The organism is Hymenobacter metallilatus (assembly GCF_003944705.1).
Taxonomy (GTDB): Bacteria; Bacteroidota; Bacteroidia; order Cytophagales; family Hymenobacteraceae; genus Hymenobacter; species Hymenobacter metallilatus.
Map to the genome: position 1 here is coordinate 249,938 of NZ_RWIS01000002.1, position 17,038 is coordinate 266,975.

Below are 17,038 nucleotides of genomic sequence, written 5' to 3' on the forward strand. Positions count from 1 at the left end.
GCGAATATGATATGCGAATGGGGCCGGATAGCCAGAAGGCTCAGCCATGCCTAATGTCCGAGTAGCCCATCTGTGCCGGACAAAATTACCAGGAAACGTGCCTTATGGTTGGGCGGGACCCTGTTGTACCAATCCGCTACTGAGGCGGCGCAGCACAATTTCGGCCTGCTTGGCCTGGTACCGGATATCAAGCAGCCGTACCTCGGCATCGAGCTGGGTGCGTTGGGCTTCGCGCAGGGCCAGGGGCGTGAGCAGCCCCAGGCGGTAGCGCTCCAGGGCAATGGCCACGTTTTCGCGGGCCAGCAGAATATTAGCTTCCTCCAGTTGTAGCAGCTGCAGGCGGTTCTGGTACTGGGCCCAGGCCTGCTCGGCTTCCGCATCCAGCTGCAGTTGCGTCTGGTCGAGCTGCAGCTGGCTTTGCGCTTCGGTAATGCGGGCATTCTGCTCGAGGCGGTTACGGTTGAAACCGTCGAAAATAGGCACGGTAGCTACCACCCCATAGTTCAGGCCGTAAGTGCGGCCGGTGTTGGTTACGAGCTGCGTCCCAAAAAAAGCGGCCCCGTTTACGTTGCGGTTCAGCCCGTAGCCAGAGGTGAGGCCAATTTGCGGAAAGCGGGACGCCCGGATCAGCTTCCGGTCGTAGGTGGCTACCTCGGTGTTGGTGCGGGCCTGCTGGAGGCGGGGGTTGTTCTGCCGGATCTGGTTTAGCACCACGTCGCGGTTCAGGTCCGGCGTTACCACAATGGAGTCCTGGGGCTGAAAGTTGAGGTTGGGGTTGCGGCCCAGGAGGTTGTTCAGGGTTATTTTGGCCGTTTGCAGCGCCTCCTGCTGCTGAATCAGGATGGAACGGTCGGCATTGTAGTCAACGCGGGCCGTGAGTACCTCCACTCTAGCCGCCACGCCCACCTCTACCCGGGCCTGGGTAAGGTCGATGCGGGCCTGCCCGATTTTCAGGGCCTCTTCAATGGATTTAATCTTACCGGACTCCCGTACCACCACAAAATACGCATCGGTGATACTGGCCACGGTTTCCTCCACGGTAGCCCGGGTAAGCTGGCGCTGGCTTTGCTCCAGGGCCTGCAGCCGGTCGTAGGCGATGAACATGCCGAAGCCGTCAAAAATGGTCCAGGTAGCGGCTACGTTGGTATTGAGCAGGTTGGATTTGGCCCCATTGGCAATGCTGGGGTCGGGGCGGCTGGAAGACTCCTGCCGCACGTTGTTGCGGTTGAAAGTGCGGGTAAAATTGCCGTTCACCACGGGCAGCTGCCCGGCATTGCCGCGGGTAACGTTGTTTTCGGCAATGCGCTCATCCTGCCGCGAAAGCCGGATAGCATAGTTGTTCTCTACGCCAATACGGATAGCCTCGGCCAGCGTGAGTGGTGGGGCCGGAGCTACGGTTTCGGGCTTTTCCGTTTGCGGTTTGCTCTGGGGCTGCGTGACCGGCGCCCGGGACGGAAGCACCGGTTGTTGTGCCAGCAGCGGGAGGGGAGCTACCAGCAGCAGGGCGGAAAGAAAGAGTTGACGCATATCGTGAACCTCACCTCCTAGCCCTCCTCTCCTGGGGGGAGAGGGGCACCCAGCTTTTAGCTTGTTAGAGCTAGTTGCCTGCGCTACGAGGATGAATAGGAAAGTTAGAAGCTAGAAATTAGTCCCCCTTCTACCCCAGGCGAAGGGGCGAGGGGGTGAAGGCCCCGTGAGGTCAGGCGGCAACGGCTTTTTCTTCGGCTTCGGCGTGCTTGTGCTTTTTGGCCGTAGCAAAATAAGAGTACATCACCGGCACTACGTACAGGGTAAGGGCCGTGGCGAAGAACAGCCCACCCACCACGCCAATGCCCATGGCCCGGCGGCTGAGAGCACCCGCGCCGGTAGCCACGGCAATGGGCAAAATGCCCAGAATGGCGCACAGGCTCGTCATCAGAATGGGGCGGAAGCGGGCGGTGGCACCTTCAATCAGGCCAGTCATGTAGTCTTTACCGTTTTCTACCTGCTGGTTGGCAAACTCCACAATGAGAATACCATTCTTGGTTACCAGTCCCACCAGCATAATAATGCCAATTTGGGAGAACAGATTGAGGGTCTGGTTGAAATACCACAGACTGAGCAGTGCTCCCGACAATGCCAGCGGCACCGTTACCATGATAATAACCGGGTCGCGGAAGCTCTCGAACTGGGCCGCCAGCACCAGGTAAATGAGTACCAGCGCCAACCCGAAGGCAAACACAAGGCTGCTGGAGCTCTCCTGAAAGTCGCGGGAGGCCCCCGCCAACTCCGTGCTGAAGGTATCATCCAGGCTTTTATCGGCAATGGCCTGCATGGCGGCAATACCGTCGCCGAGGGTGCGGCCGGGAGCCAGTGAAGCCGAAAAAGTAGCTGAGTTGTAGCGGTTGAAGCGGTAGAGCTGGGGCGGGGTGCTGCTCTCCTCCAACCGAATCACATTGTCAAGCTGAATCAGCTCCCCGTCGGCATTTTTCACCGAGAGCAGGCGCACATCCAGGGGCTGGCTCCGGTCTTCGCGTGCCACCTGCCCGATAATCTGGTACTGCTTGCCCTCCCGGATGAAGTAGCCGTACCGCTGCCCACTGAGGCCAGCCTGCAAGGTTTGCGAAATGCTCTGCACCGATACGCCCAGACTCTGCGCCTTTTCCCGGTCGATGTTCACGCGCAGTTCCGGCTTATTAAACTTTAGGTTCACATCCACAAACTGGAAGGTGGGGTCCTGGCGGGCCGCATCCAGAAACTTGGGTACGGCCGTGCGCAGCTTTTCAAAGTCCTGGCTTTGGATAACGAACTGTACGGGCAGGCCCCCGCCCCCGCCGCCAATACTCTGGTCCTGGCTCACGGAGGTGCGGGCCGCCGTCAGTTTTTTCACGCCGCTGCTCAGCTTGTCGGAGAGCTGCTGCTGGTTGAGCTGGCGGGTATCGGCCTCCCGCAGCAGCACCCGGGCAATACCCGAGTTGGCACCGCCCCCAAAACCGGGCGAGGTCACGGCAAATACGCTGCTCAGGTTTTGCTCGCCCACCGAGTCGATGGCCAGTTGCGTAATCTGGGCCATGTACGCATCCATAAACTCGAACGAAGCGCCCTCGGGGCCAGTAGCATTCAGGTTGATGCGGCTCCGGTCTTCAACCGGTGCCAGCTCCGAGGGAATTGCCCCCATAAAATACCAGATACCTACGCCCGTGCCCGCCACTACCAGCCAGGCCAGCCACCGGTTGCGCAAAAAAGTTTCCAGGCTGGCCTGGTAGCTCCCAATCAGGCGCTCAAAAAACGGCTCCGTTTTGCGGTAAAACCAGTTGTGCTTTTCCTCCCGCTTCAGCAGCACCGAGCACATCATGGGCGTGAGGGTGAGCGACACGAAGGCTGAAATCAGTACCGAGCCGGCCACCACAATCCCGAATTCCCGGAACAGGCGGCCGGTAATGCCCGTCAGGAATACCACCGGCAGGAACACCGCCGCCAGCACAATAGTCGTACTGATGACGGCCATCAGAATTTCTTCGGAACCCTTTACAGCGGCCGTTTTGGGGTCTTCGCCTTCCTCAATCCGTGAATAGATGTTTTCCAGCACCACAATGGCATCATCTACCACCAGGCCAATGGCCAGCACCACCGCCAGCAGCGTGAGCACATTGATGGAGAAGTCCATCAGGTACATCACGAAGAAGATACCGATGAGTGACACCGGAATGGCCACCACCGGGATAATAGTGGAACGCCAGTCGCGCAGAAACAGGAAGATGATGATAACCACCAGCACGAAGGCCTCAATGATGGTGTGCTCAACCTCGTTGATGGATTTGCGGATAAAAACGGAGTTGTCGAAGCCCGATTTCAGCACCAGGTCCTTGGGCAGGTCCTTGCCGTACTGCTGCACGCGCTGATTAAACTCGTCGGCAATGTCAATCTGGTTGGAACCGGGCTGCGGAATAACGGCCAACCCCACCATAGGCACCCCGTTGACCTTAAAAATGGTCTGGTCGTTTTCGGGATAGAGCTCCGCGTACCCAATGTCGGACAGGCGCACCAGGGAAGTGGCGTCCTTGCGGATGATAAGGTTGTTGAAATCCTGCACGGAACTCAGGCGGCCCATAGTGCGCAGGGTAAGCTGGGTAGCCTGGCCCTGCACGGCCCCGCTGGGCAGCTCCACGTTTTCGCGGGTGAGGGCCTGCTGCACCTCCACGGGACTTACGCGCAACGCCGTGAGTTTCACCGGGTCCAGCCACAGGCGCATGGAGTACTTCCGCTCCCCGAACACCCGCACCTCCGACACGCCCGGAATGGTTTGCAGACGCTCTTTCAGGACGTTGTTGGCGTAATCAGTCAGCTCCAGCAAAGTGCGCTTGTTGCTGCTGAGGTAGGTCATTACAATAGGCTGAGAGTCGGCGTTGGCCTTGCTCACCACGGGCGGGTCAATATCCCGGGGCAGGCGGCCCTGCGCCCCCGATACCTTGTCGCGCACGTCGTTGGCGGCGGTTTCCAGGTCGGCGTCGAGGTCAAACTCCACCGTAATCTGGGTGCGCCCGTCCCGGGAGGTAGAGGTCAGGTTCTTGATGCCCTGAATTCCGTTGAGGGCTTCTTCCAGCGGCTCGGTTACCTGACCCTGCATCACATCGGCCGAGGCCCCGGTATAGCTGGCCGACACGGTAATGATGGGCGGATCCACGCTGGGGTACTCGCGCACACTCAAATACCGAAACCCAATGACCCCGAAAATTACAATCACCAGACTCATCACAATGGCGAGAACTGGTCGGTTTATGCTGGTGCTGGATAAACTCATAGTGGTTTTCTCGCAGAGGTTCGCAGAGATATTCGCAGCAGGTAGCAGAGCCTCCGCACTCCCCGGCGAATACCTCTGCGAACCTCTGCGAGAGAAAGTTACTTAGTCACCTTTACCGCATCGCCCGGCTTCACCTGCAGGATACCGGTACGAATTACGGAGTCACCCACGGCCAGGCCGTCGGTAATCTGGATTAGACGGTCGGAGCGTACCCCGATTTTCACCTTTTTCGGGACCATCTTGCCCTTCTGCACCGTGTATACGCTGTAGCCGGTAGCTTCGGGAATAACGGCCTCGGTGGGCACCTGCAGGGCATCGGCCGTCTGGCTGAGCTGCAGATTTACCTTCACAAATGCGCCGGGGCGCAGCTCGTTGCGGGCGTTGGCGTAGCGGGCCCGTACGGTTTGGGTACGGCTTACGGGGTCTATCTGGGGGTCGAGGGCGTACACCCGGGCCTCGTACTTCTTATTGGATGCCTCGTCGGTAATGCTGATTGGGTCGCCGGTACGGACCAGGCTGGAAAAGCGGCTGGGTACGGTAAACTCAATCTTCACCGGTTTTACCTTCGAAAGCGTGGTAATTTCGGCGCCGGGGCTCACATAGGTTCCAACGGTAGCCGTTGTGAGGCCGAGCACTCCGTCAAACGGCGCCCGCACGTAGGCCTTGGCCAGGGAGGCGCGTAGCGTCTGCAAATCGGCCTGAGCGGTGAGCAGCTGATTGTTGGCCTGCTCGTATTCCTGGGCGCTGATGTATTCCTTGTCCAGCAACGTCCGCTGCCGCCTTTCCTGGTCGCGGAAGAGCTTGATATTGTACTCCTGCTTGCGCAGGTTCGACTGTAACTCGTCGGCGTTGATGCTCAGCAGCAGCTGGCCTTTGCGCACGGGCTGACCTTCCCGGATGCTGAGGCTGGTAATCTTTCCCGAAATCTCGCTTTTAATAACCACCGATTCTTCGGCCAGGATGGAGCCGGTAGCGGCTACCTCATCGGCCAGGTTGGTGGCCTGTACTACGTATACCTGCACGGGTTGCTTCTGGCCGCCGCCTTTGCCACCGGGGGCGCCGCCCTTGCCGGCCCCACTGGCACCGCCTTTGCTGCCTCCGCCCTTAGCTTCGGGGGTTTGGGCCGGGAAGTACTTGATTTTGATAAATGCCAACGCGGCAAGCACGGCCAGGGCTACCAGCAGCCACAGCAAGCGGCGGCCGGCCCCACCGGAGCGGGTGTCAGTTTCGTAAGTGTCGGGGTGTTCCTGGGTTTGCATGTGGGTGCTGCAACAGATAGTATCTCAGTTCGTTCGGGAAGGCGGCAACCGTCAGAACGTAACCGCCCGGGTTTGGTTAGGCCGGGAGCAAAGACGAATAATGGGGGTAAGACACAGAAAAAGCCAGCGGGTTGCGCCAGAGCGGGAATCCGCAGGAAGCGGAAGGAACAGGCAGGGTACCTATCTTTATTCCTCAGTCACTCATTTGCCATCCGTGTCTATACCCCGTAACCCCACCGAAGCGCATCGTAATTTCTTCCAGGATGTGCATGAGGTAGTCCGGCTGGTGCCACCGGGGCGGGTAACTACCTACGGAGCCATTGCGCACTACCTGGGGGCCCGCCACGGGGCCCGCATGGTAGGCTGGGCCATGATGGCCGCCCATACCGCTCCCGACTACGTACCGGCGCACCGCGTTATCAACCGCAACGGGCTGCTGACGGGCAAGCAGCATTTTGCCACGCCCACGGCTATGCAGGAAGCCCTGGAGGCCGAAGGAGTACCGGTACACGAGGATCAGGTGCTGGAATTTAAAACCCGCTTCTGGGACCCCAGCACGGAGCTGGGCTAACCCACCCGATACAGGCCGGAAGCTGGTTGTAAGCTATTCGCAAGCAGAACGCGCCAGCGGCCTGGAAAACAGGCGAAAAGTCCCTGCTACCCCCGCACAGGTTTCCGGCTCTGCCGGGTGCAGTTCAGCTGCCCGTAACAACGGCTGATCCGGTCCGGCAAAGCTACTGAGGGCGCTGGCGGCTTCGGAATTTCTTCAGGTAGAAAACACCCTCTTTGGGGGGAACAGCTTTCAGGGTTGGAGCCGCCTCAGTGCTACTACCGAAACCACACTCCAGGTAGGTTGCCGCCGCAAAGTCCGGAACAAAAACCTTACAGGTTTCGGCCTGGCCACGCACGCAGAGGTTCATTTCGCGGCGCCGGTCCCGCCAGCTCAGGGCCAGGTAGCTACCCGGGAGCAGCTCACCAACCTGGCGGCCATCTACCTGTACGGTAACTGCCTGCGTTGGCTGACTATCGGGCCGCCGGTACAGGTACACGGCTGCCGTATCCTCCCGCACAAAGCCATCGGCCCCTACGGTAGGCAAGGAATGGGCTACCACGCGGCCGGTGGTGAGGTGCAGCTCGTAGCGCTGGGGCAAGCTGCCATCGGGCAGGGTAGCCGCCGCCAGCGCCGCCCCGGCCAGCCCAAAGGCGGCGCCCATGGCCGCCCGGGTCATCATTTCATCGGGCTCGGGGTTGCGGAAGCCAGTGAAGGAGTAGTCGGGGCCGGCCGCCTCCAGCGGAAAATAGTGGTTGCGGTAGCGGATATACATCGTCTGCCCGTCGCTGATGCCCCAGGCCTTGGCCACCGGCCGGCGCGGGTGCTGGGCGTCGAGGTAGAGGTAATAGGGCTGAATATCGAACGTGCCGGCCCATTCCTTCTTGCGGCGGGGCGTTTTCTCAATTTCAAAAGGCCCGTCGTCCTGGCTGGGCGTATTGTTACGGAACTCCTCAAACGTGTGGTACACCCCTTTCTGCAGGGGCCCGGTCTGCACAGCATACCGCACGGTGGGGGCACCATCCTGCCCGGCCTGCACCTGGTCCCACGTTAGCACCGGCGTATCAGGAACGGGGGCCGGGGGCAGGGTGCTCAGCTGCCGTATGCTCTGCTCCAGCAGCGTCTGAATGTTGGCCGCGTGGCGGCGGGTAACATCCACTCCCTTGTTTTCCAGCATATCCCCGGTGCTCAGCAGCACCCGGTACCCATCCGAACCAACGGGCTCCAGAAAATCCAGTACCAGCTCCGCCTCGGCGGTTTCGGAGGTAGGCCGAATGGTTTCGCCAATGCTCAGGGTATGAATGCGCACCAGCAAAGGCCGGGTACCCGGGCCAGCGGGCAGCGCCTGCCGGAGCAGGGGCATCAGCTCATCGGTGAGGGAATGGCTGAAGTTGGCAGACACCGGGCGGTTGTCCAGGCCCCGGTACACCTTCCCCAGGCGGGTACGGTCGGGGCGGGCGTCCACCAGCCGCTCGACATGGAACGGGGCAGTAACAGGGGCCAGCGTTTGCCCGGCCAGGGAGATTTCGACGGTCTGGGCCAGAGCGGCGGAGCTAAGCCACAATACAAGGCCGCAGCCGGCCAGCAGATAGCGCATAAAAATAAGCGTACAGAAGAGCATACCAAGCCGTGGGCTGTATACCCCGGCCACTGGAGAGAAGGAGGGCGAAAATATCGAAAAATAAGAAGATAAATAACCCACTGGGCCCGCTTACGCCCTATTCCTCAAACCCGTACCTTTACACCCTTAATTTCCTTTGCGGGTCGTATTCCCCTTTTTCATGAAGCATTTTTTACTTGCTGGAGCTCTCTTGACTACCTCGGTGGGGGCGGTGGCGCAGGCCACGTATTCCATCAAAGGACGCATACTGGACAAACTGACGGGCGAGGCCCTGCCCGGGGCCACCGTGCAGGTAGTTGGGAACGGAGTCAACACCGGCGCCGGGGCCGAGGAAAACGGTACCTACATCGTGGGCGGGCTGAAATCGGGCACGTATACAGTGCGGGCGTCCTTTATTGGCTATAAGGTGCTGGAGCAGCAGGTAACGGTGAACGGCCAGAACAGTACGGCTACCTTCAGCCTCACCGCCGACAATGCCACCCTCAACGAGGTGCAGGTGGTGGGTTCCTTGGGCGTGGCCGTGGAGCGCTCCACGCCGGTAGCCTTTGCGGCCGTGAACGAGGTGAAGCTGCGCGAAACCCTGTCCAACCGCGACCTGCCCATGATTCTGAACGAGACGCCCGGTGTGTACGCCACCCAGGGCGGCGGCGGCACCGGCGACTCACGCATCAACATCCGGGGCTTCGACCAGCGCAACGTGGCCGTGCTCATCAATGGGGTGCCCGTCAACGACATGGAAACCGGTCAGGTGTTCTGGTCGAACTGGGACCTGGGCGACGTGACCAAGAGCCTGCAGGTGCAGCGCGGCCTCTCGGCCTCCAAAATTTCGGTGCCCTCGGTGGGCGGCACTATCAACGTGCTGACGCGGGGCTTCGATGATAAGAAGGCTGCTCTGGCCCGCATCGAAACCGGCTCCAACAACTACCAGAAATACTCCCTGATGCTGAGCAGCGGAGCCGTGAAGGGCGACTGGGCCTTCACGTTCTACGGCTCGCGCCGCACCTCCGACGGTTGGGTGGACAAGGCCTTTGATGACGCCTGGACCTACTTCGGCAACATCAGCAAAAAGGTGGGCAACCACCGCCTTTCCCTCACCGGCCTGGGCTCCCCGCAAAGCCACGGGCAGCGCAGCTTTGCCCAGCAGGTGGGCCTGTTTTCCACCGAAAAGGCCCAGGAAATTGGGGCGACGCCGCTGGTAAACGGTAACAAGGGCTTCCAGTTCAACCCGTACTGGGGCCCGCTGAACCGCTACACCCTGGATGCCAACGGCAACCGCCAGGATGGGAAAACGGAAAACCTGAACGAGCGGAGCAACTACTACCACAAGCCCCAGATCAACCTCAACGACTACTGGCAGGTAAATAGCAAGCTGTTTGTGAGTGCCGTGGCCTATGCCTCATTTGGCAACGGGGGCGGCGTAAGTGGCCTGACGACGGCCAACTCCGGCACCATTTTGCAGAACTCGGTTACCCAGCAAACCGACTTCCAGCGCATCTACGACAACAACTACGACCTGAGCAAAAACCCGACCCGGCGCTCCAGCCAGTTTCTGGTGAACAGCGTGAACAGCCACCGCTGGTACGGGGGCGTGCTGGGCGCCGACTACTCCCTGGGCGACAAGATTACGCTGTCGGCGGGGGTGGATGGGCGCCTGTACCGGGGCCTGCACTACCGCGAAGTGCGCGACCTGCTGGGCGGCGACTATACCTACCTGAATCCCAGCATTACCAACGCCGGCAACCGCAACATTGATCCGCTGACCAAGCTGTACGTGGGCGACAAAATCGGGTACAACTACGACGGCAAAACGCAGTGGCTGGGTGGTTACGCGCAGCTGGAGTACAAAACGCCGGTGCTGTCGGCGGTGGTGAGTGGTACGGTGTCAGAAATCCGCTACAAGCGCATCGACTTCTTCCGGCCTAAGCAGGTAACCGTAGACGGGCGGAGCTACGACGTGGCCTTCAACCAGACCCAAACCATTAACGGGCGCACGTATACCGCCGCCGACGGGCGCTACCTGGAAACGCCCTGGGCCGAGTTTACGGGCTACAGCCTGAAAGCCGGCGCCAACTATAACGTAACGGAGCGCAACAACCTGTTCCTGAACGTGGGCTACAACAGCAGGGTGCCTTTCTTCAACCAGGTGTACAACACCCAGGGCATTCTGTACCGCAACGTGAAGCCCGAGGGAATTACCTCCATGGAGCTGGGCTACGGCATCAGCTACCCCAGCCTGAAAGCTACCCTGAACGCCTACTACACGCTGTGGGCCAACAAAAGCAGCAACTCCATCACCAACAACGGCTCCGACATTGTGTACAACACGGTGCGCAACGTGAATGCCCGCCATATGGGCGTGGAGATGAGCGTGGCCCAGGAAATCAGCCGCAGCCTGCAGCTGAATGCCGCCATTGCCATTGGCGACTGGCGCTGGACGGGCAAGGGCCTGCTGAACCAGGTAACCGAGGCCGGCACCCAGGTGAATCCTATCGACCAGCCCGTGTACCTGGACGGAGTGCACGTAGGCGACGCCGCCCAGAACCAGTTTCAGCTGGGCCTGCGCTACGAGCCCATCCGGGGCTTCTACGTGCGGCCTTCCTTGCTGGTGTTCTCCAAATACTACGCGGCCTTCAGCCCCGAGAGCATTCTGGAGGAAAACTCCCGCACCGATGCCTACCGCCTGCCCACCACCAAAAACCTGGACCTGCACTTCGGCTACGACCTGCGCCCGATGTACCGGGAGAAAGTGCGCGTAGGCTTCCGGGCCTCGGTGCTGAACGTGCTGAACCAGTACTATTTCACCGACGTATCCAACCGCAACAGCAGCAATGTAGTAGATCCTAACCTGCTCCAGGCATTTTTCAACCGGGGCCGCACCTTCACCATCGGTATGTCGGTGGGACTGTAGCCTGCCGAATGATACATTCGCTAAAAAGCCCTTCATGCACGCGCAGGAAGGGCTTTTTAGTATCCACTGTTCTCGTATTCCGTTCTGCCTTATCGGGGGCAGGTGCTCAGAACGAAGCCGTGAGAATGGCCCGGGAAGCGCCGGAGCCGGGGCGGGTGTCAATGGCTTTCTGAATGGCGCCCAATACCTCCTCGGGACTGGCATTCTTGAGCAGGTAGCCGTGGGCACCCTCGGCCCGCAACGAGTCAATCAGCTCCGGCTCATCGTGCATGGAGATGATAATGGAGCGCACCAATGGATACTGGGCCCGTAGCAGCCGCACGGTCTGGAGTCCATCCAGCACGGGCATCTGCAGGTCCATCAGAATCACGTCCGGTACGGTGCCCTGGTCCATGCGTTCCAGCAGCTCCTGCCCGTCGCCGGCCTCAAACAGTACTTCCATGCCCGGAAAACCGCTGATGAGGGCCCGCAGGCCTTTCCGAAAAAGAATATGGTCGTCGACGACGGCTAAACGAATCGAGGGAGTGCTCATGCAAAGGAAAGGCTATTGGCCTGATTGGTAACAAGATACGGCAGGGGTAAAGAAATCCAAACCCGGGTACCCTGCCCAGGGGCCGACTCGTGCCGGAGTGTGCCGCGTAGTACGCCTACCCGGCTGCGGAGGTTGGTGAGGCCCAGGCCGGTGCGGGTGCCGGGCAGGGGCGGCTGGTCGGGCACGGTGGGGTCGAAGCCCACGCCGTTATCGGAATAGCGCAGGGCCATAAAATCGGGGCCGTATTCCACCTCAATCTGAATCCGGCTGGCATGGGCGTGGCGCAGGCCGTTGCCCAGCAGCTCCTGCACCACCCGGTACACAATCAGCTCCTGCTTGGGGTCGAGGCGGCGTGGGGTGCCGCGCTGTTCTATTTCTACGTGGGTGGGGCCATCGGCGGGCATGGTACGGGCCAGGGCCTCCAGCGCAAACGAGAGCCCAAACTTCTGCAGGGCCGCCGGCAGTAGGTTGCGCGAAATGCGCCGCACCTCATTAATGGCCTGGTCCAGCAGAATGGTGGCCTCCTCGGTAAGGTCGGGCTGGTTGAGGGTATTCAGGTGCAGCTTCACAATAGCCAGAGTGGTACCCACGCCATCATGCAAATCGGCGGCAATGCGGCGCCGTTCCTCTTCCTGGGCCAGCAGAGCAGCTTCCAGAGCCTGCTGCTGGGCATTTTCGTGCATCCGTCGCATTTCTTCCTGCTGGCGCAGCAGCCGCCGCTGGTAGCGCAGCACAAAACCCACAATGCCCAGTGCCAGCAGCAGCAGCACCGGCGTAGCCAGCAACACAGGAAACAGCCAACTATTCATCGGGAAGCGGCCGGCCGGGCCGGTAGCGCAGTAAGGATTGTGTTATAGTATTTCAGCAATAAACAAAATAACGCTCAAACCCCCAACCAAGCAGGTCAGGATTAGCGGACTTGCTGCTGCTGCCCGTCCGTACGCCCGTGGTAGTACAGGGCCAGCGCGAGGAAACCGTTCAGCAGTATATATAATGCCGATTGAATAATATACATCGTCCAGATTTGAAAGGCAGCGGCCCGCGCCTGCATGTAAGGCTCCAGCACGAAAATGGTGATGCTGCCGGTATAGTACAGGCAGGCCCCCACACTCACCAGAAACATAGGGTCTCGCTCCAGCCGAATATTGGGCAGCTCCCGCAGCAGCTGCTCGAAGTAGCTGAAGGCCAGTCCAATGCTGATAATAGTCTGGAGTATGTGGGTATAGTTGTTGACGGGCTCATTTCTACGCAGCGACAACCCCAACTCCACGCACCACACCACCACGAAAAGCCCGGTAGCGGCCCCAAGCCCCCGCCGCAGCCGGTCCGAGTGTAGGGTGCGGGCGTAGGCCCCCGCCAGCAGCAGCACTTCGCCGAGCGTAACGGCGGCCAGAATAGCCAGGTTATAGTGGAATACCCACCGGCCAATTTCGGCACCGATGCTGAGCACCGCGCCGGGCACGAGGGCAAACCAGGCAACGTAGCGCAGGGCCGGCGTGAGCTGCGGCCAGCGCCGGATGCCCAGGCCGGCCGGTACCAGGCTGGTGCAGGCCGCTACCACGCTCAGCACCTTCGAAAACCGGAAGATGAATTCGGTTGTCAGTCCCAGATAAAGGTAAGAATGCTGCACCTAAGTCGGTATATCAGTGAGGGCGGCGAATATCCGGAAAAAATAGCCGCCGGTACCAAAAAAAGCCTCACCAGCATTTGGTGAGGCTTTTGGGGGCCACGGGCCGTTTCAGGAGTAGAGCGGGCTGCTGGTGTCGCACATATTCGGGCACACCGGGCCACATGCCAGCAGCAGACCGTTGGCGAGGTCGTTGCCGCTGGCAGTGGCTCCTACCAGCACGTAGCAGGTCTGCCCGTTCACAATGGCATTGTAGATGCGGATGCCCACGCAGTCTTCCTGGTCAGTAATGGCTTTCAGATTGGCCGTGCCGAAAAACTGTGCTTTGGCTTGGGTGGGGTAAGTTTCCCGGAATGATTTGGTGTAAGCTTTTGCGTCGTTCAGGTCAATGAACTCGCCGTCGGTAGGGGTAAGGGGCATGTAGGAGGTGTGTAAAATGAATACATCAGTAAGCGGGGTAAAATATAACAAAGGTCAGATACTATAGGGCATAAGAAATAATGTATCTGGTAACCACGGTGGCTTTGATGCTGCAGCAAGCCATGCTATGTGCTTTCAAGTGAGGTTGTTATATTGACATAGTGCTTTGGAGAAAATTGAAAATAAAGAGGCTGCCGAAGTTACTCACTGCAGGGCAGTAGTATGCAGCGGTGCCAGTGGCTTCACCAGCAGAAACGCTCTTGAGAATAAGAGACCCAGCATAAGCACCAGCGCCGAATTAATGAGGTACATCAGCCGGGCACTGTATTCATCGTTAACCTGAATGAAATGGTTGGTAGCCAGGTATAGCACTACCGTGCCCGAGAGGTAAAGAATAATACCGATAGTAGCCACGAAAAGCGGAATCTGTTGAATCTGGGTGCGGCGCCTGCCAATCAGAACACGCTCAAAATACAGCAGCCCTAAGCTGATGATAATAACACTTTCGGCCAGATTTGTGTAGGAATTGATACGGGTAAAGCCTTCCAGCCAAAAGGAATCCAGCGCTGCAAAGAGCACAAATACCACAGCAAGAATGCGGATGGAACGTTTTGTCTTCTCATCTACAAACTCATCGTGATACACTTTCATGTAAAGTAGGGCTTCACCCAAAGTATTCAAATGCACCAAGGGCAGATTATAGTGCCACACGGCAATGGCTATCTGCATCAGGCAATAAATGCTGCATAAGAAAAGTGGTACGAACCGTAACGTAACCAACCCACCAGTAAGCTGGGTACGGCGCCGGTAAGCCAAAAAAAATGGCACCAGCAACGCCCAATACACCAACAAGTCGGTTACTTTACAAAAGGTTAGAAACCACGCGGGCATCAGGTTTCCTCAACTAGCTGTTCAATGCATTATCTGTGCTGCAGCAAGGAGGGCAGGGAGGCGGGTTAACGTCAATCTGTACGCCGGTACCACCCGTAGCTCCCAGCATCTCCGCGCCCCGGGCTGCGGCCGACGGTCCGTCCAGGATGTCGTTGTCGTTGGCATCGTAGCCTACCAGAATCAGCTTGGGTGCTCCCGTATCATCGAGACCATAGTAGGCCCGCACCCCCACGCAGCCCGGCTGGCCCAGGATGGCTTCGAGAGTAGCCGCCGACAGGCAGTGGGCCTTCACGGCGCCGGGGTTCTGAGTACGGTAGTTGCGCGTCCAGGCGCTGGCTTGCTGTAAGTCGTTGTTGGTCATAGGGAGTTGGGAGAGAGTGGGATACACGTGAGCCCAAATATAAAGGATATCCTATGCCAAGCGGCTTCCGGCCAGTTAAATGCCGGAGCTCTACTCCGCCGGGTACTCCTCGTCCTCTTCTTCCAGATTCTCGAATACCTGATCAATGGCCGACTCGGCGGAACGAAGCTTCTGCTTGCACAGGCGAATCAGCTCGGCGGAGCGCTGCACGCGGGCCGTGAGGTCGTCCACGTCCACGGCATCCGTTTCGAGGGCCCGGAGGATGGTTTCCAGCTCTTCGATGGCCTGCCGGTAAGTAAGGTTTTGGGGCGACATAAGGGTAAAACAGGTTAGGGAAGAAACAAGGGCAGCTGCCCCCCGATGCGGGCCGGCACCACCGTATCGGGCAGGCGCAGCAGCACCTCCTGGCCCGGCCGCAGCGGCCCCACGAAGGGTTGGCCCTTGGGCGTGAGCAGGCGCACGGTACCCGCCGCCGGCCCGGTTTCCAGCGGGGCCAGGTGCAGCGCCCGGCGGTGCAGCAGCCGCACGGCCGCCAGCTGAAGGCCGTGTTGCTGACTAAGCAGCCGCTCGCACCGGCGGCGGTGGAGGCGGCGGAAGCGCCCGGCCAGGGCCCGGCCCCGCTGGCGGAGCCGCTGCTCCTGCTGGCGCAGGGCTTTGCGGGCCGCCCGGTGCAGCTGGTGGCGGCGGCGGGTGAGCTGCTGCTCCTGGTGGCGCAGCTGGGCGCGGGGCGCGGCCGCCGCCATTCTAATGCGCTGGTGCAGGGTGTTGCGGTGGTCCTGGAGCTGGGTTTGGGCGGCCAGGTGCGCGTGCCGGAGCAGGCGGCTGAGCTGGGCGGCTTCCTGCTGCACCCGGGCCTGGGCCAGCTCCCGGATGCGGCCCCCATAGCCCTCCAGCGCCGCTTCCAGCCGGGCCAGGCGCTCAATCAGGAAAGCGGCCACGGCCGTGGGGGTTTTCAGAGCCAGGTGGGCGGCAAGGTCCACCACGGCCTCGTCCCGCTCGTGGCCGATGCCAGTCAGCACGGGCAGCGGAAACGAGCCCACGGCGGCGGCCAGCCCATAGTCGTCGAAGGCCAGCAAATCGGTTTTGGAGCCCCCGCCCCGGATGAGCACCACGGCATCAAACTCCGGGCGGCGGGCCCGGATGGCGTCCAGGGCCGCCCGGATGCTGGCCGGAGAGTCGTCGCCCTGCATGGTGGCCGGAAACAGCGTCAGGGCGAAATCGTAGGGGGCTTCGCGCAGCTGCTGCACAAAATCCTGCCAGCCCGCCGCCGTGGGCGAGGATATAACGGCCACGCGCTGCACGCCCAGCGGCAGCGTCAGGCGCTTCTGCCGCTCCAGCAGGTCCTGGGCCTGGAGCTTGCGCAGGGTTTCAAGGCGTTGCTTGGCCAGGTCGCCCACGGTGTAGGTGGGGTCGAGGGCCAGCACGTCGAGACTGAGGCCAAACTGCTCGTGAAACTTCACCTGCACCCGCAGCATAATTTTCAGGCCGGTGCGCAGCGTCAGGCCGGTGTGCTCCTCGAAGGCCGCCGCCAGCTGCTGGTAGCGCTGGCTCCAGATGGTGGCCCGGGCCTGAGCTTTCAGCTGAGCCCCCCGGCCGGTAGTGTGCTGGTCGGTGAGGGTGAGGTAGCAGTGCGCGCCGTAGGAGCGGGGCAGGGTGAGGTCGGCAATTTCGGCCACCACCCAGTAGGAGTCGGCAAACCGCTCACTCAGCGTCTGGCGCACCCGGGCCAGCAGCTCGCTCAGGGGCATGGCGGCTGGGGGCAGGTGTTTGGCAGCGGTGAGGCCCGGCTCGGGGCGGCGGTTGTACAGGGGCATTGCAGGCGTAAAGGTAAGGGTTGGGAGAGTGGCTGAGTAGCGGAGTAGCGGAGTAATCGTTATGGTCGGCGCGGGCGCGGAGGACGTACCCACGTTGACGCAGGTCGTTGCCCGGTTAGTTGCCCGCCTGGCACAAAGTCGTCCGCACCGCACCGCGCCGACCAAACGATTACTCCGCTACTCCGCTACTCTCCCCCCAATGCAACGGCTAACGGCAGGTGCTCGTCTTTGCGTTCCGCAAAAGCAGCGGCCCGGATTTTCTTTTACCTTGCCCT

14 protein-coding genes are annotated in these 17,038 nt (G+C 60.4%); 2 read left to right on the forward strand and 12 right to left on the reverse strand.

Features of this window, described 5'->3' with window-relative positions; all coding sequences use genetic code 11:
* Positions 1 to 102: 102 nt before the first annotated feature.
* The 3 genes from EI290_RS04460 to EI290_RS04470 form a co-directional block, all read right to left on the reverse strand.
* A complete protein-coding gene (locus EI290_RS04460; protein WP_125427165.1) occupies positions 103 to 1,527 on the reverse strand; it encodes a TolC family protein in 1,425 nt (474 codons plus the stop codon).
* A 172-nt stretch (positions 1,528 to 1,699) separates the two neighbouring features.
* Positions 1,700 to 4,780: an efflux RND transporter permease subunit gene (locus EI290_RS04465; RefSeq protein ID WP_125427167.1), complete on the reverse strand. Its 3,081-nt coding sequence runs from the start codon at positions 4,778 to 4,780 to the stop codon at positions 1,700 to 1,702.
* 98 nt (positions 4,781 to 4,878) lie between these two features.
* A complete protein-coding gene (locus tag EI290_RS04470; RefSeq protein ID WP_125427169.1) occupies positions 4,879 to 6,039 on the reverse strand; it encodes an efflux RND transporter periplasmic adaptor subunit in 1,161 nt (386 codons plus the stop codon).
* A gap of 214 nt (positions 6,040 to 6,253) precedes the next feature.
* Here EI290_RS04470 and EI290_RS04475 point away from each other — a divergent pair, with 214 nt between their 5' ends.
* Positions 6,254 to 6,610, forward strand: a complete 357-nt coding sequence (locus EI290_RS04475) for an MGMT family protein (RefSeq protein ID WP_246008852.1) — start codon at positions 6,254 to 6,256, stop codon at positions 6,608 to 6,610.
* Positions 6,611 to 6,773: 163 nt separating this feature from the next.
* Here the strand turns inward: EI290_RS04475 and EI290_RS04480 are convergent, their stop codons facing one another.
* The gene (locus EI290_RS04480; protein WP_125427173.1) at positions 6,774 to 8,186 is read right to left on the reverse strand and encodes a hypothetical protein; all 1,413 of its coding nucleotides are present in this window, start codon (positions 8,184 to 8,186) and stop codon (positions 6,774 to 6,776) included.
* 184 nt (positions 8,187 to 8,370) lie between these two features.
* Between EI290_RS04480 and EI290_RS04485 the strand changes: the two genes are divergently transcribed.
* Positions 8,371 to 11,118 carry a TonB-dependent receptor gene (locus tag EI290_RS04485; RefSeq protein ID WP_125427175.1) on the forward strand — a complete coding sequence of 916 codons (2,748 nt, stop codon included), beginning with the start codon at positions 8,371 to 8,373 and terminating at the stop codon, positions 11,116 to 11,118.
* A 106-nt stretch (positions 11,119 to 11,224) separates the two neighbouring features.
* Here EI290_RS04485 and EI290_RS04490 read toward each other — a convergent pair whose 3' ends face one another.
* From EI290_RS04490 to xseA, 8 genes are all read right to left on the reverse strand, one after another.
* On the reverse strand, positions 11,225 to 11,650 hold the full coding sequence (locus tag EI290_RS04490) for a response regulator (protein ID WP_125427177.1): 426 nt from the start codon (positions 11,648 to 11,650) through the stop codon (positions 11,225 to 11,227).
* A complete protein-coding gene (locus EI290_RS04495; RefSeq protein WP_125427179.1) occupies positions 11,647 to 12,459 on the reverse strand; it encodes a sensor histidine kinase in 813 nt (270 codons plus the stop codon). The genes EI290_RS04490 and EI290_RS04495 overlap by 4 nt, the downstream gene beginning before the upstream one ends.
* A gap of 101 nt (positions 12,460 to 12,560) precedes the next feature.
* On the reverse strand, positions 12,561 to 13,280 hold the full coding sequence (locus EI290_RS04500) for a hypothetical protein (RefSeq protein ID WP_125427181.1): 720 nt from the start codon (positions 13,278 to 13,280) through the stop codon (positions 12,561 to 12,563).
* Between the two features lie 108 nt (positions 13,281 to 13,388).
* Positions 13,389 to 13,697 carry a hypothetical protein gene (locus tag EI290_RS04505; RefSeq protein WP_125427183.1) on the reverse strand — a complete coding sequence of 103 codons (309 nt, stop codon included), beginning with the start codon at positions 13,695 to 13,697 and terminating at the stop codon, positions 13,389 to 13,391.
* 204 nt (positions 13,698 to 13,901) lie between these two features.
* Positions 13,902 to 14,426 carry a hypothetical protein gene (locus EI290_RS04510; RefSeq protein WP_125427185.1) on the reverse strand — a complete coding sequence of 175 codons (525 nt, stop codon included), beginning with the start codon at positions 14,424 to 14,426 and terminating at the stop codon, positions 13,902 to 13,904.
* A gap of 175 nt (positions 14,427 to 14,601) precedes the next feature.
* Positions 14,602 to 14,949, reverse strand: a complete 348-nt coding sequence (locus EI290_RS04515; RefSeq protein ID WP_125427187.1) for a hypothetical protein — start codon at positions 14,947 to 14,949, stop codon at positions 14,602 to 14,604.
* Between the two features lie 90 nt (positions 14,950 to 15,039).
* Positions 15,040 to 15,264, reverse strand: a complete 225-nt coding sequence (xseB, locus tag EI290_RS04520; protein ID WP_125427189.1) for an exodeoxyribonuclease VII small subunit — start codon at positions 15,262 to 15,264, stop codon at positions 15,040 to 15,042.
* Between the two features lie 14 nt (positions 15,265 to 15,278).
* Entirely contained in the window at positions 15,279 to 16,763 is a 1,485-nt protein-coding gene (gene xseA / locus EI290_RS04525) for an exodeoxyribonuclease VII large subunit (protein ID WP_125427191.1), read from the reverse strand.
* Positions 16,764 to 17,038 lie beyond the last annotated feature (275 nt).

What these genes read in the sequence shown, in the direction of transcription:
- EI290_RS04460 (WP_125427165.1), bottom strand. Translation starts at nt 1,527, where the DNA reads ATGCGTCAACTCTTTCTTTCCGCCCTGCTGCTGGTAGCTCCCCTCCCG.
- EI290_RS04465 (WP_125427167.1), bottom strand. Translation starts at nt 4,780, where the DNA reads ATGAGTTTATCCAGCACCAGCATAAACCGACCAGTTCTCGCCATTGTG.
- EI290_RS04470 (WP_125427169.1), bottom strand. Translation starts at nt 6,039, where the DNA reads ATGCAAACCCAGGAACACCCCGACACTTACGAAACTGACACCCGCTCC.
- EI290_RS04480 (WP_125427173.1), bottom strand. Translation starts at nt 8,186, where the DNA reads ATGCGCTATCTGCTGGCCGGCTGCGGCCTTGTATTGTGGCTTAGCTCC.
- EI290_RS04485 (WP_125427175.1), top strand. Translation starts at nt 8,371, where the DNA reads ATGAAGCATTTTTTACTTGCTGGAGCTCTCTTGACTACCTCGGTGGGG.
- EI290_RS04490 (WP_125427177.1), bottom strand. Translation starts at nt 11,650, where the DNA reads ATGAGCACTCCCTCGATTCGTTTAGCCGTCGTCGACGACCATATTCTT.
- EI290_RS04495 (WP_125427179.1), bottom strand. Translation starts at nt 12,459, where the DNA reads ATGAATAGTTGGCTGTTTCCTGTGTTGCTGGCTACGCCGGTGCTGCTG.
- EI290_RS04505 (WP_125427183.1), bottom strand. Translation starts at nt 13,697, where the DNA reads ATGCCCCTTACCCCTACCGACGGCGAGTTCATTGACCTGAACGACGCA.
- EI290_RS04510 (WP_125427185.1), bottom strand. Translation starts at nt 14,426, where the DNA reads ATGCAGATAGCCATTGCCGTGTGGCACTATAATCTGCCCTTGGTGCAT.
- EI290_RS04515 (WP_125427187.1), bottom strand. Translation starts at nt 14,949, where the DNA reads ATGACCAACAACGACTTACAGCAAGCCAGCGCCTGGACGCGCAACTAC.
- xseB (WP_125427189.1), bottom strand. Translation starts at nt 15,264, where the DNA reads ATGTCGCCCCAAAACCTTACTTACCGGCAGGCCATCGAAGAGCTGGAA.
- xseA (WP_125427191.1), bottom strand. Translation starts at nt 16,763, where the DNA reads ATGCCCCTGTACAACCGCCGCCCCGAGCCGGGCCTCACCGCTGCCAAA.